Genomic DNA, 14,411 nt, shown 5'->3' on the forward strand with positions numbered 1-14,411 from the left:
GCACAGCCACTCTGGACAAGGTGTGCGCACAGTTACGGCAACAAAGAGTTAATCACTGAGAATATCGGGCATAACCCGGGGCCAGGATGGCAGTTAAACAGCCCTGACAAGATGGTTTCAAGGGAGCTTGTATGGATACACATCTGCTTTACCAGAATCTGGCGGTGATCGCTGCCTTCTTGCTGATCTACAGCCTGATCGCGGGGCGCTTCGAATCAAAGCTGGTCAACGGCCCCCTGCTCTTTCTGCTGACCGGCTGGTTGCTGGGGCCTGGCGGGCTGGAGCTGCTCTCCCTCTCTATCGACAGCGCCGGCATCAAGCTGCTGGCCGAGCTGACTCTGGTTATCGTGCTGTTCAACGATGCCGCCAACACCAACTGGCAAGTATTGCTGGCCAACCGGCAGCTCCCCATCCGGCTGCTAATGATCGGCCTGCCACTGACGCTCATCGCCGGAGCCCTGTTTGGTCACTGGATCTTCCCCGACCTGCCACTGCTGGAGATGGCCATCCTCTCCACCATTCTTGCCCCCACGGATGCGGCGCTCGGCAAGGCGGTGGTGAGCAACCCGGCCGTACCGGCGCCACTGCGCGAAGGGCTCAATCAGGAGAGCGGCCTCAACGACGGCATCTGTGTGCCTGTGCTGCTTCTGCTGCTGGCCCTTATCGCCCCCACAGAGCAGCACGCAGGCACAGCCACGCTGGCCATCACCCTGATGCTGGAGGAGATCGGCATTGGCCTCCTGGTCGCTTTTGTACTGACCAGCCTAACCATACGGCTGCTGAAAATCTCCTATCTCAACGGCTGGCAACTGCCGCTCTGGCGCCAGCTCACCATGCCGGGACTGGCCCTGCTCTGCTTTGCGCTGGCCCAGAGTCTGGGGGGGAGCGGCTTTATCGCCGCCTTTGTCGGCGGTCTCTTTATCGGGCGCAGACTCGGTGAACACAAGCACGCCTATATGGACAGTTGCGAAGGCTACGGCGACCTGCTCTCCGTGGTGATCTGGATGGTGTTTGGCGCAACTCTGCTCCCCATGTTGTCGGAGCTGATGCACTGGCAATACTGGCTCTATGCCATTGCCAGCCTCACCCTGCTGCGGATGGTGCCGGTCTGGCTGAGCCTGCTCGGCACCGGCCTCAAGCCAGAGCTCAAGCTCTTTATCGGCTGGTTCGGCCCGCGGGGCCTTGCCAGTATCGTCTTTGCAGTGATGGTGCTGCAAAACCAGCCTGCCCTGATTGGCCAGCGCCCCATCATCGCCACTGTGCTCTGCACCATCATATTGAGCGTGCTGCTGCATGGCATCACCGCCAACCCCTGGGTCACACGTTTCAAACCCCGCTGAACCACTTGGCACTCATAAAAAATGCCACCGACCGGTGGCATTTTTCTTGTCTGGTGGGGGTCACTAACAGCGCTTAACCAAGCGCCAGCCAGACTCCCACCCCCAGCATCAGAGTACCGGCGATGCGGTTCATCAGGGTGACGTTGCCGCTCTTGGCGAGGAAGTGGCGCAGAGTTCGGCCACCACTGGCGTAGAGCAGCAGGCAGGAGAATTCGATGACCAGGATCAGCGCCACCAGCGCAGTGATCTGCGGCACCATCGGCTTGCTGGCCGAAATGAACGGTGGCAGCAGGGAGATCATGAAGGCCCACCCCTTGGGGTTGGCAATGGCGGTGACGAAACCCTGCACCGCCAGTCCCATGGCGCTGGTCTGCTGACCGGACGAAAGATCCGCCGGAATGGCCATCTTCCCCTTGGCCTGCCACATCTGGATACCGAGCCAAACCAGATAGGCGCCCCCCACATATTTGAAGGCGGCAAAGATCCCCGGATAGTTGAGCATGATGGCAGCCACCCCGATCACCGACAGCACCGAGACCAACCCGACTCCGATCAGCTCCCCCCACATCATGTGCAGGGTACGGCGCACCCCCAGGCTCATCCCCAACGTCATCGACAGGGTCATGCACATGCCGGGGGTCACCGAGACAAAGAAAAAGGTCGGGATAAACAGAGCCAGAATGGCCGGATCGATCCAGCTGGACACTACACACCTCCATACGCCAAGAGCGGGGAATCACGAAAACGGGACAGGATTGACTCAATCCGGCCAGTTGTACCACATATTCAGGGGATCAAGCGTTCAATCATGCATATATGGCGCCTTTTTCACAAGGAAAAACCTTTTCTTCAGCAAATTTCAGCAATAAAAGCCTGTGACAGCTCCTGACGTAGGTGTGTAATATGTCGGCTCCTCCCATTTCGGATTAGAGCCATTTATGTCATTGAATAATCTATCAATACGTGTCCAGGTCCTGATACCGCTGCTGCTGGCCAGCCTGCTGATGATGGTGATGATTGCCATCAGTAAACAGGGGCTGGATGAAGCCATCAATGACATAGATGAGACGACCCAGAGCGTGGTCCAGCACAAGGACGATATTGCCAAACTGATCCACGCCACCTACCGGCTGCGCACCAGCGCCATCTATGGCCTCTACGATGCCAAGCTGTTTGCCGCACTACCTGCGAACCTCAACAGCGCCGAGCAGGAGATCAACACCATTCTCGGCCGTCTGGTGCTCCCCGGTGCCGAGCAGGATAACCGGCAGGTCGCTGCCGCCCTGCAGGCCTACCTCAGCCATACCCGCAGCAACATGCTGCCGCTGCTGGCGCAAAAACATCAGGGTGGCGGCGATCCGGTCGCCTACGAGGCGGCCCGCCTCCATTTCCGCGAGCTGGGTGAACAGCTGATCAAACAGATCGACAGCATGTCGGCCCACATCAACCAGCTGATCCAGCAAGAGCTGGCCGACGAGCAGGCTCACTACGACGCAACCCTGCTGCGTACCCTGCTGCTCACCGCCGGTACCCTACTGGCGGCGCTGATCTGTGGCTGGGTCCTCTCCGGTCGCATCGTCAGCCCCATCGGTCAGTTGCAAGAGGTGATGCACGCCGTGGCGCAAGGGCGCTTCAACGTGCGCGCCAAAGCGGATGGCAACAACGAGCTGACCCGTCTGGCCAAAGATATCAACCTCACTCTGGGGCAACTTGGTAGCACCATCGAGAACCTGACCGGGATCAGCAACAGCGTCGCCTCCGCCGCCACCGAGCTGGCCGCCGTGATGACCCAGGCTGAAGCCAACGCCCAGCAGCAGCACAGCGAGATCGAACAGGTCGCCTCCGCCGTGACCGAACTCTCCAGCACAGCAGACAACGTCAACCACAACGCCGCCATCGCCGACGAGCTGGCGCGGGATGCCAATGGCCGGGTCGAACAGGGGCTCGCCCTCTTTACCGAAAGCATCGCCGCCAACAGCCGGATGGCAGGCAGTCTGGAAGATGCTGCCGCCATCGTGGCTCAGCTCAAATCCCAGTCCGAGCAGATCGGCAAGGTAATTGAAGTGATCCAGGGGATCTCCGAGCAGACCAACCTGCTGGCGCTCAATGCCGCCATCGAAGCGGCCCGTGCCGGCGAAACGGGTCGTGGTTTTGCGGTGGTGGCCGACGAGGTGAGAATGCTGGCAGCCCGTACCCAGGACTCCACCAAGGAGATCCAGGCCATCATCGAGCGGCTGCAGAGCCAGTCCCAATCCGCCAACAACGGCGTGCAGGAGACCCTGGAGATCCTCGGTCATAACCAACGCCTGTCAGCTCAGGTGCAGGATCTGCTGAGCGGCATTACCGGTGCCGTACGCCAGATCAACGACGCCAACGCCCAGGTCGCCACCGCAGCCGAGGAGCAGTCCTGCGTCACTGCCGACATCAACCGCAACATCACCAATATTCACGAGATCGTGAGCCAGAGCTCCGCCGGCATCAGCCAGAGCGCCAGTGCCAGCAACGAGCTCTCCCAGCTCGCCGAGCAGCAACGCAAACAGCTGGCTCAATTCCAGCTGTAAGCGCACAAAGTGAACCAGACAAAAAGGCCCGCAAGGGCCTTTCTTGTTGATGGAGCAATGGCTTTGTCTCTGTTTTAAACGCCATTTTTTGGCTTGTGGCGCCTTAAGGGGCTGGGCTGCCCTGTCAAATATCGGTATGGTAGAGGCACGTTACTCCCCCTCACGTGAGCACACCATGAGCCTGAGATTCAAGAAACCCGCTTTTATCGCACTGGGGCTCATCGCCCTCATTTCCGCCGCCTGGCTCGACTACTACCTGCCGGAGCACACCATCGCCACCATCACCGGGGTCGAGGTGAAGCGCACCGACAAGGATGGCCCCATCAGCCAAAAGAACCCGGCAGACGGCCCCACCACCGACGTCTATTACATCTACACCGAGCGCCCCGGCGAGAAGATCCGGGTGTTTCGCAATGAAGATACCGAGTGGGGCTGGCCCTTCTACTTCAAGTTCAACGCCGCCGACGTCCAGGCCAAGGCCAAGTCCATGGAGTTCGAGAAACGCCTGGCCATCATTACCTCCTACGGATGGCGCGTGAACATGTTCTCCATGTTCCCCAACGTCACCAAGATTGAGAGTACCGAGCCTGACGCCTCCACCTGGAGCTTCTTCCGCTGGTTCTGGTTCGGCCTCTGGGCGCTGGTGATGGGCAAAGCCGCCATCGCGACCTGGCGCTACTTCGATCGCCTTGAGGACGAGCTATGAGTGAGCCGAGCAAGACCCGCACCAGCTTCTACCGGCGGCTCTACGTGGCCTGGCTGATCAGCCAGGGCACAGATACGGTGCCTGCCATTATGGAGGCGACCGGCATGCCGCGCCGCACAGCGCAGGATACCCTGAGCGCGCTGGCCGAGCTCGACATCAGCTGCGCCTTCGAGCAGACCGAGGGGGCTCGCCACCTGCAGGGACACTACCGCATCAGCGACTGGGGCCCCATCAACCCAGCGTGGATCAAGGCTCAACTGCCGCTTATCAAAGAGACTTTGAGCTATCCCTGAAATGATGTCGAGTCAGGCCTGCGACTGGGGAACCTATTGCAATCCGGCATGGATCAAGGCCCAGCTGCCTCTTATCAAGGAGACGCTGAGCTATCCCTGATCAGGGCGCTAAGCAACAATAAAAAAGAGGGGCCAGCCGGCAAGGCTGGCCCCTCTATTTCAGGCCGATAGCATGACAGGTAGTCCTACTCAGGCATGGCCGAATCCTCAAGTTCCCCATCAGACTCGCCGCGGGTGCAGTCAATGATGGAGCGCTTGGGGTTGTTGGGATCGCGCAAAAGCAGAGGGGCTGAGCCCTCGTCATGCTTCTGCTCGTCGCCAAACTCGCTGCCGTAGGCGTTGTGGGTCAAGCGGCGGGCATTGGCGATGGGGGTATCAACAAACAGGGCGTGCACTTCGAAGCTGGAGGCGGGCACGATAAAACCGACCACCGGCAGGCCGTGCAGCTCCTCGTGCACCTTGTACCAGGCAAAGCCATCGCTCACCTTGTAGGGGGTGTAGTTGGCCAGTTGTAGATTGGCGGGCCTGCCCGTCTCATCCACATAGAGATCGGTAAATTCACAGGTCGCCAGCCCCTGCCACATCCGCTCAAATGGCGTCGCACAGCCTGTCAGTTGCAACCCGGCCAGCAGCACCAAGCCTCTCTTCCACATTCCCCGCCCCTTCTTGCAAAAATGAACCGGCGCTCAGTCAAACGCCCGCAGCCGCGTCACCAGCAGATCAATAAAGCCCGGACGATCCAGCCCCAACAATACCAGCGCATTGGCTGGCTTGCCGGTCAGACCATAACGATCCACCACCGTCATCCCCACGGTATGCTCCCCGCTGGTCTCGATATCGACCCGGCACTCGACCCCGTGGAACAGCTCGGGAGCCAGCAACCAGGCAATGGTACAGGGGTCGTGGAGCGGTGCACCAGCAAATCCCCACTTGGGATCCCGATGGTAGATCATGAAAAAGTCGAGCAGCCCGGCCACACACTGGGCCACCGGATTGGTGATGGCGCGCACCCGCTCGATATCCTCGTCCATCACCTGCGCCTCGTGGGTCACATCAAGGCCACACATGGTGATAGGGATCCCCGACTTGAAGACCATATCGGCTGCTTCCGGGTCCACATAAATATTGAATTCCGCCGCCGGCGTCCAGTTGCCAGCCCCTGCGGCGCCCCCCATCAATACGATGCGGGCGATCTTGCCCTTTAGTTCCGGGTGAGCCGCCAGCAGCAGGGCGATATTGGTGAGCGGGCCGGTCGGCACCAGGGTCACAGGTTCTAGGCTCTCGCGCAGACATTTGGCCATCAATTCAAGCCCAGTCATGGCCTGTGGCGCAAAGGCAGGATCAGGCAGTTTGGGGCCATCGAGGCCCGACTCGCCGTGGACGTTGTCGGCGATGATCAACTCGCGGGCCAGCGGTTTCGGTGCCCCGGCCGCCACCGGAATATCGTCACGTCCCAGCAAGGTGAGGATGCGCAGGGCATTGTTGAGGGTCTTGTCCGGCGTCTGGTTGCCCGCGCTGGTGGTAACCGCCAGCACCTTCAGTTCAGGGCTGGCCAGCGCCAGAATGAGGGCGATGGCGTCGTCGTGGCCGGGATCACAATCGAGAATAACGGGCAGTGCCATGGGATGAGTCCTTACAACATAACAGGGAGCCATACCTTAACAAGCAAGCCTAGGATGAACTCGGGAAGGGGTCACAAAACGGGGCCTTGTTGCTGACCTGGGCGGTTTGCACTGTACACCACCTCGCTCAACACGGCTCATTATCAAAAGGTTGCATGGCGTCATGACGTTCATTTTCCGAGGCTGCGCACCACCCATTCGCCCGGCCGCGCCGGTTCGGGTATGATCGCACCCCGTTTTCTGCCCGTGCCACCTATGTCCGTTATCGTCGACACCTTTATCGCCCCGCCCTGCAAGGCCGCCATCGAGATCCTGTTCGAAGATGAGCACCTGCTGCTAATCAACAAGCCGAGCGGCCTGCTGAGTCTGTCGGGCAAAAATCCGCAGAACCTCGACTCGGTTCACTATCGACTGGTGCAGGATTTCCCCGGCTGCACCCTGGTGCATCGCCTAGATTTTGGCACCTCAGGCATCATGGTGGTGGCCAGAAACAAGGCCATCAATGCCCTGCTCTGCCAGCAGTTCAGTCAGCGGGCGGTGAGCAAAGCCTACAGCGCCCTGCTCTGCGGTCATCTGATTGACGACGAAGGAGTTATCGACGCCCCTATCGCCAAGGATCCGGCTCTCTTTCCGCTGATGAAGATCTGCGCCGCCAGCGGCAAACCCGCCCGCTCCCGCTATCAGGTGGTGGAGCGGCTGGCGCAGCAGATTCAGGGGCAGACCGTTCCCCTGACCCGGGTACGACTGGTGCCACAGACCGGCCGCACCCATCAGCTGCGCATCCACAGCCAGCTGCTGGGCCACCCCATCCTCGGTTGCGATCTCTATGGTGGCCTGCTTCCCCCCGGCTGCAAACAGGCGCCGCGGCTGATGCTGCATGCCAGCGAGCTGGATTTGACTCATCCGGTGAGCGGCGAGCCGATGCAAGCGCGCTGTCCAGCGCCGTTTTAGAAGCAATGGGTAGAGACAACAAGTGCGAGTGCAACGGGATCAGTGAAAGGCGTGACGGGAGAGGAAAAGCGGTAAACGGCGGATAAAGATAGGGGCCGCGCTTTCGCAACGGCCCCCACCCCCCACTCTTTGTGGTGCTATCAGATCAGCTTGCGGGCAGCGCCCAATACGATCTTGATGGCATCAGATTCGGTCTTCGCCATGGTCTCGGCGTTCGGGATTTCCTGCTGGGTACGGTTGACGATAACGCCAGCCACCATACCGGCACGCAGGCCCTGGCTGGAGCACATGGTCAGCAGGGTTGCAGACTCCATCTCATAGTTCAGCACGCCCATGGCTTGCCACTCTTTCATGGAACCCTGGAAACGGCTCACTACGCGGCCGGATACGGTGTCGTAACGCTCCTGACCCGGGTAGAAGGTGTCGGAGGAGGCAGTCACACCGATGTGCAGCTTGGAGCCCATCTCTTTGGCGGTGTTAACCAGCGCAGTGGTGCAGTCGAAGTCGGCAACAGCCGGGAACTCCATCGGTGCGAAGTGCAAGCTGGCACCGTCGAGGCGCACGGAACCGGTGGTCACGATCACGTCACCCACGTTCAGGTGCGGCTGGATGGCGCCGGTGGTACCGATACGCAGGAAGGTGCGGATACCCAGCTGGGCCAGCTCTTCTACCGCGATGGAGGTGGACGGGCCACCGATACCGGTAGAGCAGATGATCACGGCCTTGCCGTCCATCTCGCCGCGCCAGGTAGTGAATTCACGATGGCTGGCCAGGTGCACCGGGTTATCCAACAGCTCTGCGATACGCTTCACGCGCTCGGGGTCACCGGGGACGATCGCCAGGGTGGCGCCTTGCAGATCCGCTTTCTTCAAACCCAAGTGAAATACATCAGACATAGTGGACTCCTGGTTGCCCCCTGCCAGCATGGTCAGGGCACAAGTTAAGATGATTCTTTATGATACTTTCAAGCCTTTACCCCCCTCTTCGGGGAGGCGCCAACTATGGTCGAAAGCGCTTTCCAATTCCTTGAAGCGCCTCACACTTCCACGCATTGACAGTGACAAACATTGCGCAAAACGTTTGCTAACTCAATGAAATAATTGACAAACGTTTTTCTGCAAATCGAGTCAGATGCGGGAAAGTCAAGCCTGGTTCAGCGCTTAATTAACGACTCGTGATCGACCCCGTAAAGTTGTAAACAAGATGCTTTTGTATCCCTTTCTAGATGGTAGCCTAGCGCTCAAATACCACTTAATGGCTAACTATAGGAAGTCCATCATGGCTACATTCAAATTCTATATTCCCGCTATCAACCTGATGGGTGCCGGCTGCCTGCAAGAGGCTGCCGCCGATATCAAGGGTTACGGCTACCGCAAGGCGCTGATCGTCACCGACAAAATCCTCAACCAGATCGGCGTGGTCGCCAAGCTCACCACCCTGCTGGCTGAACATGGCATTGAAAGCGCAGTTTTCGATGAGACCAAACCCAACCCCACTACCAGCAACGTCGAAGCGGGTCTGGCCATGATCAAGGCCAACGGCTGCGATTGCGTCATCTCGCTGGGTGGCGGCTCGCCCCACGACTGCGCCAAGGGCATCGCGCTGGTCGCCGCCAACGGTGGCAGCATCAAGGATTACGAAGGGGTGGATCGCTCCGCCAAACCGCAACTGCCGCTTATCGCCATCAACACCACCGCCGGTACCGCCTCCGAGATGACCCGCTTCTGCATCATCACCGACGAAGCGCGCCACGTGAAAATGGCCATCATCGACAAGCACGTTACCCCGCTGATGTCGGTCAACGACCCCGAGCTGATGCTGGCCAAGCCAGCCGGTCTCACCGCCGCCACCGGTATGGATGCCCTGACCCACGCCATCGAAGCCTATGTCTCCACCATCGCCACCCCGGTAACCGATGCCAGCGCCGTGATGGCCATCGAGCTGATTGCCAAGCACCTGCGCACCGCCGTTCACCATGGCGATGACCTGCATGCCCGCGAGCAGATGGCCTACGCCCAGTTCCTGGCCGGCATGGCCTTCAACAACGCAAGCCTCGGCTACGTGCACGCCATGGCCCACCAGCTGGGCGGCTTCTATGACCTGCCCCACGGTGTCTGCAACGCCGTGCTGCTGCCCCACGTTCAGGCGTTCAACGCCCAGGTAAGCGCCGCTCGTCTGAAGGATGTGGCCCGCTACATGGGGGTGGACGTGAGTGCCATGAGCGATGAGCAGGGCGCTGCCGCTGCCATTGCCGCCATCAAGCAGCTGGCGCTGGATGTGAAGATCCCGGCCGGTCTGGAGCAGCTCGGCGTCAAGGCCGATGACTTCGATACCCTGGCCAGCAACGCCCTGAAAGATGCCTGCGGCTTCACCAACCCGAAACAGGCTAGCCACGAAGAGATCGTTGCCATCTTCCGCGCGGCGATGTAACAGCAGCCGGATTGCCAGAAAGGGTCGCAGTGCGACCCTTTTTATTGGCTGATGGATCAATGGCTTTTTACTTCCGTGGAGGGAGTCGGTATGATTTGCCGAGCCAAAAAGACTGTATGGATGATCTGAACTCGATATGCGGATGAAACACCTGATTGCCGCGGCTTTGACCGCCCTCACCCTCTCCGGTTGCAGCCTGGTCTATCGTATCGATATTCCCCAGGGCAACTATGTGGAACAAAAACAGGTCGACAAACTGCGCCAGGGGATGACCCGCGAGCAGGTCAGCTATGTACTGGGAACCCCCATGCTGCGTGACGGCTTTGACCCCAACACCTGGTACTACCTCTATGAATTCCAGCCGGGCCACGGCGACAAGGAGCGCAAAGAGCTCACTGTCACCTTCGCCAACGACAGGCTGACCACAGTGACGGGTGACTTCCCGCTGCCAGCAGCTTTCAATACCCCGCTCTGATATCCCGCAAAACCGGCCTCGCGCCGGTTTTGTTTTATCCAGCCCCGCGTAATTCATCCTGCCCGACAACACTGAGTCATTTCTCCCCATTGCAGCTGCTCGCAAATTGCCTGATGCTGATGAGCAGCCACCATGGCATCAACACCATCGAATGACACAGGGAGAATCCCCATGAGCCGGATCCTGATTGCCGGAGCCAGCGGCCTGATCGGTCGCGAACTGGTGCAGCAACTGCCTGCCGAACATGAACTGACCCTGCTCTGTCGCAAGCCGGGCAAGGAGGCGCACCACTGGCTACCGGTCAATTTTGATGATCTGGCCAGCGTTACCCTCTCCCGCCCGGTGGATATCGCCTTCTGTGCCCTCGGCACCACCCGCAAGGAGGCGGGCTCTGCCGAGGCGTTTCGCCGGGTCGATCTCGACTATGTGGTCGCCTTTGCCGAGCTGGCCCACCGTCACGGCTGTCAGCGGCTCATCGTGGTCTCGAGCATGGGGGCCAGTGCATCGTCCCCGGCTCTCTATCCGCGTACCAAGGGGGAGATGGAGCAGGCCCTGCTGGCCCAATCCTGGCCACGGCTCGCCATCGTGCGGCCCGCCATGCTGCTCGGGGATCGCCAGCCACCGCGCCTCTCCGAGCAGATCTTTCAGACCATCTACCCGCTGTTTCGGCCGCTGCTGGTGGGCAAGCTCGCCCGCTGGCGCGCCATCGAGGCCAGTCAGGTGGCTCGCGCAATGATCGCCCTCTCGAAACTGCCTGCCGGGTGCGAGATTGTCGAGAACGAGCAGTTGCTGGCCCTCTGAACTAGGCCTTCCCCACTACTTAAGCTCTGTGCCGCAAAAACAGCAGGGCAAGCCAGCCGGCTTGCCCTTTGTTTATCTGTTGGCGAGGTCCCCTGACCGCCTCTTGCCATCACAGGCCGCGCTCGACTGTCAGGGCAACATCCATCAACCGCGAATATGGTCGATAAAGGCGTCGATCTGCTCGCGAGTGCAGGCAGGATTCATAAAGACCGCCTTCTCCCCGGCGATGTAGGAGTATTTGCCGCGGGCATCGTAGTCGGAGTGGGCCACCGCCTCCACCCAGTTGGTGTAGAGCCCCACCTTGCCGCGCCCCTTGAACAGGCTGCGGTGGTAGTCGGTGTTACGCTGCAGCCGCGCCTTATAGGCAGGGTCGCTGGAGCGGGCCAGCTCGAAGGCGAATTCGGCTTCCGGATCGCTCACCCACTCGGGGTTGTAGATCTTGAAGCCGACGCTCGGCCCCTGATTCTCCTGCGCCACCAGCTTGACGTTGCCAAGCTGACTCAGGCGATAGCGGAAGTAGTTGGCATTTTGCAGGCAGTGGGCCAGCACGGTGCGATACCCCTCCACCCCCATATAGTTGAGCACCGCATAGGCACCGAACAGACCGCTCGCGCCGCGGGAACACTCGATGGTGGATTGCAGGTGGGTCTGGCCCTGAATGTCCCGCTCGAAGTAGGAGAAGTTCTCCGGGTCATTCTCCATCGCCTTGAGGTCATCCTGCTCCTTGAGCATCACCAGACTGGAGGTGTAGGGCACATAGCCCCACTTCTGGAAGTCGACGGTGAAGGAGTCGGCATATTTGAGCTCGGCAAAGCGTGCCACGTTGCGCTCGATCCCTGCCAGAGTCGCGCTGTTGATGGCAAGCGGGTTGGCGGCAAAGTCGTAACCCAGGAAGAAGATCATCGACCAGCCGATGGCGGCATCGACGTGGATATGGGGCTTGGCCGCCACCTCAAACTGCTCGCAGAGGCGATTGCGCAGCTCGAACACGGGTTTCACCTGATCCACCCCGAAGGTGTCGGTGGTGCCCATGGTGAGCATGATGGTGGGCACCACGTGTTTCAGGGCAAAACAGGCGGTCAGGGTGCGCTCGAGGTGGTCGAGATCGATGTCGTTGTTCTCGCCGACCTGAATGCGGATGGTCTTGTTCTCGATATCGACCCCGAGCAGGGAGAGGTTGGTGATATTGGAGTAGTGACCGCCCTGGGAGTTGATGATGCGGTAATCCTGATAGTGACCGAGCCCCTTGTGCTTGGCCTCCGGCAAAGTTTTGCGAATACCGAGCAGATAGCCATAGAGGTTACAAAAGGTCCCCCCCTGGGTGAAGATGCCGGTGGCGCGAGCCGGGTCGTAACCCGCCAGCAGGGCAATCTGGCGCACTACCTTTTTCTCCAGCTCCTCGGCGACCCCGGCATATTCGGAGTAGACCAGATTGGGGTTGGCCAGAATGCCCAGCTGGGCGCCGTAGATGGCGGGATCTGCCGACATGGTGATGACGTTCTCGACGCTGGAGGGGTTCTCCCAATCCTTCGACAGGGCGGCGGCAAACAGCAGCTCGGCCATCGGCTCGCCCGGGGTACGCATGGTGGCGGGCACCGGCATGGTCTCGCAGAGATCGGCCAGGCGGGCACGGCCATCAGGCCAGGCGTTCAGGCGGGCATCCGGCGCCAGGCCACGGGCCCGAAATTCATTGAGGGTGGCAAATCCGGGTTCGCGAAAAACGGGCCAAAGATCGGGATTGCGCGAGAAAAAGTTGGCTTTGACGGTGGCGAAACGGGCGGAGAAATCGGGGTGGACGGCATTGACGCTTTCGTCTTGCAGATAAACTAAGTCACTCATTTTTATACCATTAGTACAGCAAATGTGCGGCCGTTATACCCCTGTACCAGCGGGGCCTACAGCGACAATATCTAATGGCCTACCCTACTTTTTGTCATGTATCAGCCATGACAAGGGCTGGCAAAAAGGCGCCTTTGAGGCGCCTCTTTATATTTCGTGATCTTGCTCCCATCCTGGCTGACAGCGCCCTCACTAACGGACCGCCATCAGTGCAGTGCCCCCCCTCAACGCAGGGAGGTCAACAGCCACTCGGCAAACTCCGCCAGCTCGCACTGCTGCTGCGGGAAAGCCGCCAGCCAGGGCTGCAGACGCGCGGCGACAGCGTCCGGTCGATAGCCGCAACCCGCCAGTTCGGCCGCCAGCAGATCAAACGGGGCCGGCTCCAGAGTATCGCTAAAGAGCTGCGCCCGGGTGATGACCCCTTTCTCCACATCAAAGTGCAGCTCCACACCGCCCCAGCTGAACCGCTCCTCCAGCAGATGGCTGAAGGCCGGGGCATGACCATAGTTCCACTCCCAACTGCGCTGACGGGCGAAGGTCTCGGCAAAACCGGGCAGATCCGGCATCTGCACCGGGGAGAGATGCTCGGGCTCAACTCGCGCGCCGTAATGGTGGAAAAAGGCCTCCTGCAGCGCCTCGCTCACCTGTTGATGGTAGATCCCCGGCAGCAGTTCGCACAGATTGGCCACCCGGCTGCGCACCGAGGTGATCCCCTTGGCCGCCAGCTTCTTGGGGTCGGGGTTGAGGTAATTGGCAAGGCGGCCGAGATCGGCATCCAGCAGCAGGGTGCCGTGGTGAAATCCGCGATCCAGAGTCTCCCGATAGGCCGACCCCGATACTTTGCGCTCCCCGTCCGGGGTCGCCACCAGCAAGTCGTTGCGACCGGAGGCAAAGGCCTCAATCCCCAATCGCTTGAGCCCGTCCAGCACGATGGCGGTGGAGACGCTCTTGTCATACTCCGGCTTGCCCGCCATGAAGGTGAAGCAGCTGTTGCCAAGGTCGTGGAACACGGCGCCACCCCCACTGCTGCGACGCGCCAGGGTGACCCCATCCTCTTCCATGCGACGGGTGTTGCACTCCTTCCACGGGTTCTGGGCACGCCCAATCACCACGGTATTGGCGTTGCGCCAGAGGAACAGCACCCGCTGGCCGGGGTCCATCTGGCGGAAGATGCACTCCTCAACGGCCAGATTGAACAGGGGATCGTGAGAGTCGGAGACAAGCAGACGCAAGCGGGACATAAAAAGACCTTATCCGTAACTGGGAGCAGCATGATAACACTGACGGGGTACCATCACTGAGCTGTCGCACATTAACCGGTGCTCAGCAGCCGCGACACATTTGCGTCACACCTGACCGCCCCCTAAAAGTATCTATTGATATAACGACACAG

Annotated in this window: 14 protein-coding genes; 8 read left to right on the top strand and 6 right to left on the bottom strand. The window is 60.1% G+C overall.

Annotated features, from left to right (window positions below; all coding sequences use genetic code 11):
• Positions 1 to 131: 131 nt before the first annotated feature.
• Positions 132 to 1,340 carry a cation:proton antiporter gene (locus tag G5332_RS04005; protein WP_421205789.1) on the top strand — a complete coding sequence of 403 codons (1,209 nt, stop codon included), beginning with the start codon at positions 132 to 134 and terminating at the stop codon, positions 1,338 to 1,340.
• Positions 1,341 to 1,413: 73 nt separating this feature from the next.
• Here G5332_RS04005 and G5332_RS04010 read toward each other — a convergent pair whose 3' ends face one another.
• Positions 1,414 to 2,046, bottom strand: a complete 633-nt coding sequence (locus G5332_RS04010; RefSeq protein ID WP_216954223.1) for a LysE family translocator — start codon at positions 2,044 to 2,046, stop codon at positions 1,414 to 1,416.
• 232 nt (positions 2,047 to 2,278) lie between these two features.
• Between G5332_RS04010 and G5332_RS04015 the strand changes: the two genes are divergently transcribed.
• From G5332_RS04015 to G5332_RS04025, 3 genes are all read left to right on the top strand, one after another.
• The gene (locus G5332_RS04015; protein ID WP_216954225.1) at positions 2,279 to 3,901 is read left to right on the top strand and encodes a methyl-accepting chemotaxis protein; all 1,623 of its coding nucleotides are present in this window, start codon (positions 2,279 to 2,281) and stop codon (positions 3,899 to 3,901) included.
• Positions 3,902 to 4,076: 175 nt separating this feature from the next.
• Positions 4,077 to 4,607, top strand: a complete 531-nt coding sequence (locus tag G5332_RS04020; RefSeq protein WP_005350438.1) for a DUF1523 family protein — start codon at positions 4,077 to 4,079, stop codon at positions 4,605 to 4,607.
• On the top strand, positions 4,604 to 4,900 hold the full coding sequence (locus G5332_RS04025; RefSeq protein WP_005344341.1) for a winged helix-turn-helix domain-containing protein: 297 nt from the start codon (positions 4,604 to 4,606) through the stop codon (positions 4,898 to 4,900). Before G5332_RS04020 ends, G5332_RS04025 begins: the two co-directional genes overlap by 4 nt.
• Before the next feature lie 185 nt (positions 4,901 to 5,085).
• On the opposite strand, the gene G5332_RS04030 is transcribed toward G5332_RS04025, so the two are convergent.
• A complete protein-coding gene (locus G5332_RS04030) occupies positions 5,086 to 5,553 on the bottom strand; it encodes a hypothetical protein (protein WP_005350434.1) in 468 nt (155 codons plus the stop codon).
• Positions 5,554 to 5,586: 33 nt separating this feature from the next.
• Positions 5,587 to 6,522 carry a pyrimidine-specific ribonucleoside hydrolase RihA gene (gene rihA / locus G5332_RS04035; protein WP_421171985.1) on the bottom strand — a complete coding sequence of 312 codons (936 nt, stop codon included), beginning with the start codon at positions 6,520 to 6,522 and terminating at the stop codon, positions 5,587 to 5,589.
• 255 nt (positions 6,523 to 6,777) lie between these two features.
• Between rihA and G5332_RS04040 the strand changes: the two genes are divergently transcribed.
• Positions 6,778 to 7,473, top strand: a complete 696-nt coding sequence (locus G5332_RS04040) for an RluA family pseudouridine synthase (RefSeq protein WP_421311154.1) — start codon at positions 6,778 to 6,780, stop codon at positions 7,471 to 7,473.
• A gap of 140 nt (positions 7,474 to 7,613) precedes the next feature.
• Here the strand turns inward: G5332_RS04040 and udp are convergent, their stop codons facing one another.
• Complete coding sequence (gene udp / locus G5332_RS04045) at positions 7,614 to 8,369, bottom strand: uridine phosphorylase (RefSeq protein WP_005337975.1); 756 nt, start codon at positions 8,367 to 8,369, stop codon at positions 7,614 to 7,616.
• A 382-nt stretch (positions 8,370 to 8,751) separates the two neighbouring features.
• Here udp and yiaY point away from each other — a divergent pair, with 382 nt between their 5' ends.
• From yiaY to G5332_RS04060, 3 genes are all read left to right on the top strand, one after another.
• Positions 8,752 to 9,903, top strand: a complete 1,152-nt coding sequence (gene yiaY / locus G5332_RS04050) for an L-threonine dehydrogenase (protein ID WP_005359322.1) — start codon at positions 8,752 to 8,754, stop codon at positions 9,901 to 9,903.
• Positions 9,904 to 10,039: 136 nt separating this feature from the next.
• The gene (gene bamE, locus G5332_RS04055) at positions 10,040 to 10,378 is read left to right on the top strand and encodes an outer membrane protein assembly factor BamE (protein WP_005337980.1); all 339 of its coding nucleotides are present in this window, start codon (positions 10,040 to 10,042) and stop codon (positions 10,376 to 10,378) included.
• Positions 10,379 to 10,549: 171 nt separating this feature from the next.
• Positions 10,550 to 11,179 carry an NAD(P)H-binding protein gene (locus G5332_RS04060; protein ID WP_421259176.1) on the top strand — a complete coding sequence of 210 codons (630 nt, stop codon included), beginning with the start codon at positions 10,550 to 10,552 and terminating at the stop codon, positions 11,177 to 11,179.
• A gap of 144 nt (positions 11,180 to 11,323) precedes the next feature.
• Here G5332_RS04060 and G5332_RS04065 read toward each other — a convergent pair whose 3' ends face one another.
• On the bottom strand, positions 11,324 to 13,018 hold the full coding sequence (locus G5332_RS04065) for a pyridoxal phosphate-dependent decarboxylase family protein (protein ID WP_421311134.1): 1,695 nt from the start codon (positions 13,016 to 13,018) through the stop codon (positions 11,324 to 11,326).
• A 224-nt stretch (positions 13,019 to 13,242) separates the two neighbouring features.
• Positions 13,243 to 14,259 carry a lipoate--protein ligase A gene (locus G5332_RS04070; RefSeq protein WP_421249151.1) on the bottom strand — a complete coding sequence of 339 codons (1,017 nt, stop codon included), beginning with the start codon at positions 14,257 to 14,259 and terminating at the stop codon, positions 13,243 to 13,245.
• Positions 14,260 to 14,411: the final 152 nt, after the last annotated feature.

The organism is Aeromonas sp. 603757, from assembly GCF_049171255.1.
Lineage (GTDB): Bacteria > Pseudomonadota > Gammaproteobacteria > Enterobacterales > Aeromonadaceae > Aeromonas > Aeromonas veronii_A.

Excerpts from the sequence above, each read along its gene's own strand:
- G5332_RS04005 (WP_421205789.1), top strand. The coding sequence starts at position 132 with ATGGATACACATCTGCTTTACCAGAATCTGGCGGTGATCGCTGCCTTC.
- G5332_RS04015 (WP_216954225.1), top strand. The coding sequence starts at position 2,279 with ATGTCATTGAATAATCTATCAATACGTGTCCAGGTCCTGATACCGCTG.
- G5332_RS04020 (WP_005350438.1), top strand. The coding sequence starts at position 4,077 with ATGAGCCTGAGATTCAAGAAACCCGCTTTTATCGCACTGGGGCTCATC.
- G5332_RS04025 (WP_005344341.1), top strand. The coding sequence starts at position 4,604 with ATGAGTGAGCCGAGCAAGACCCGCACCAGCTTCTACCGGCGGCTCTAC.
- G5332_RS04030 (WP_005350434.1), bottom strand. The coding sequence starts at position 5,553 with ATGTGGAAGAGAGGCTTGGTGCTGCTGGCCGGGTTGCAACTGACAGGC.
- rihA (WP_421171985.1), bottom strand. The coding sequence starts at position 6,522 with ATGGCACTGCCCGTTATTCTCGATTGTGATCCCGGCCACGACGACGCC.
- G5332_RS04040 (WP_421311154.1), top strand. The coding sequence starts at position 6,778 with ATGTCCGTTATCGTCGACACCTTTATCGCCCCGCCCTGCAAGGCCGCC.
- udp (WP_005337975.1), bottom strand. The coding sequence starts at position 8,369 with ATGTCTGATGTATTTCACTTGGGTTTGAAGAAAGCGGATCTGCAAGGC.
- yiaY (WP_005359322.1), top strand. The coding sequence starts at position 8,752 with ATGGCTACATTCAAATTCTATATTCCCGCTATCAACCTGATGGGTGCC.
- bamE (WP_005337980.1), top strand. The coding sequence starts at position 10,040 with ATGCGGATGAAACACCTGATTGCCGCGGCTTTGACCGCCCTCACCCTC.
- G5332_RS04060 (WP_421259176.1), top strand. The coding sequence starts at position 10,550 with ATGAGCCGGATCCTGATTGCCGGAGCCAGCGGCCTGATCGGTCGCGAA.
- G5332_RS04065 (WP_421311134.1), bottom strand. The coding sequence starts at position 13,018 with ATGAGTGACTTAGTTTATCTGCAAGACGAAAGCGTCAATGCCGTCCAC.
- G5332_RS04070 (WP_421249151.1), bottom strand. The coding sequence starts at position 14,259 with ATGTCCCGCTTGCGTCTGCTTGTCTCCGACTCTCACGATCCCCTGTTC.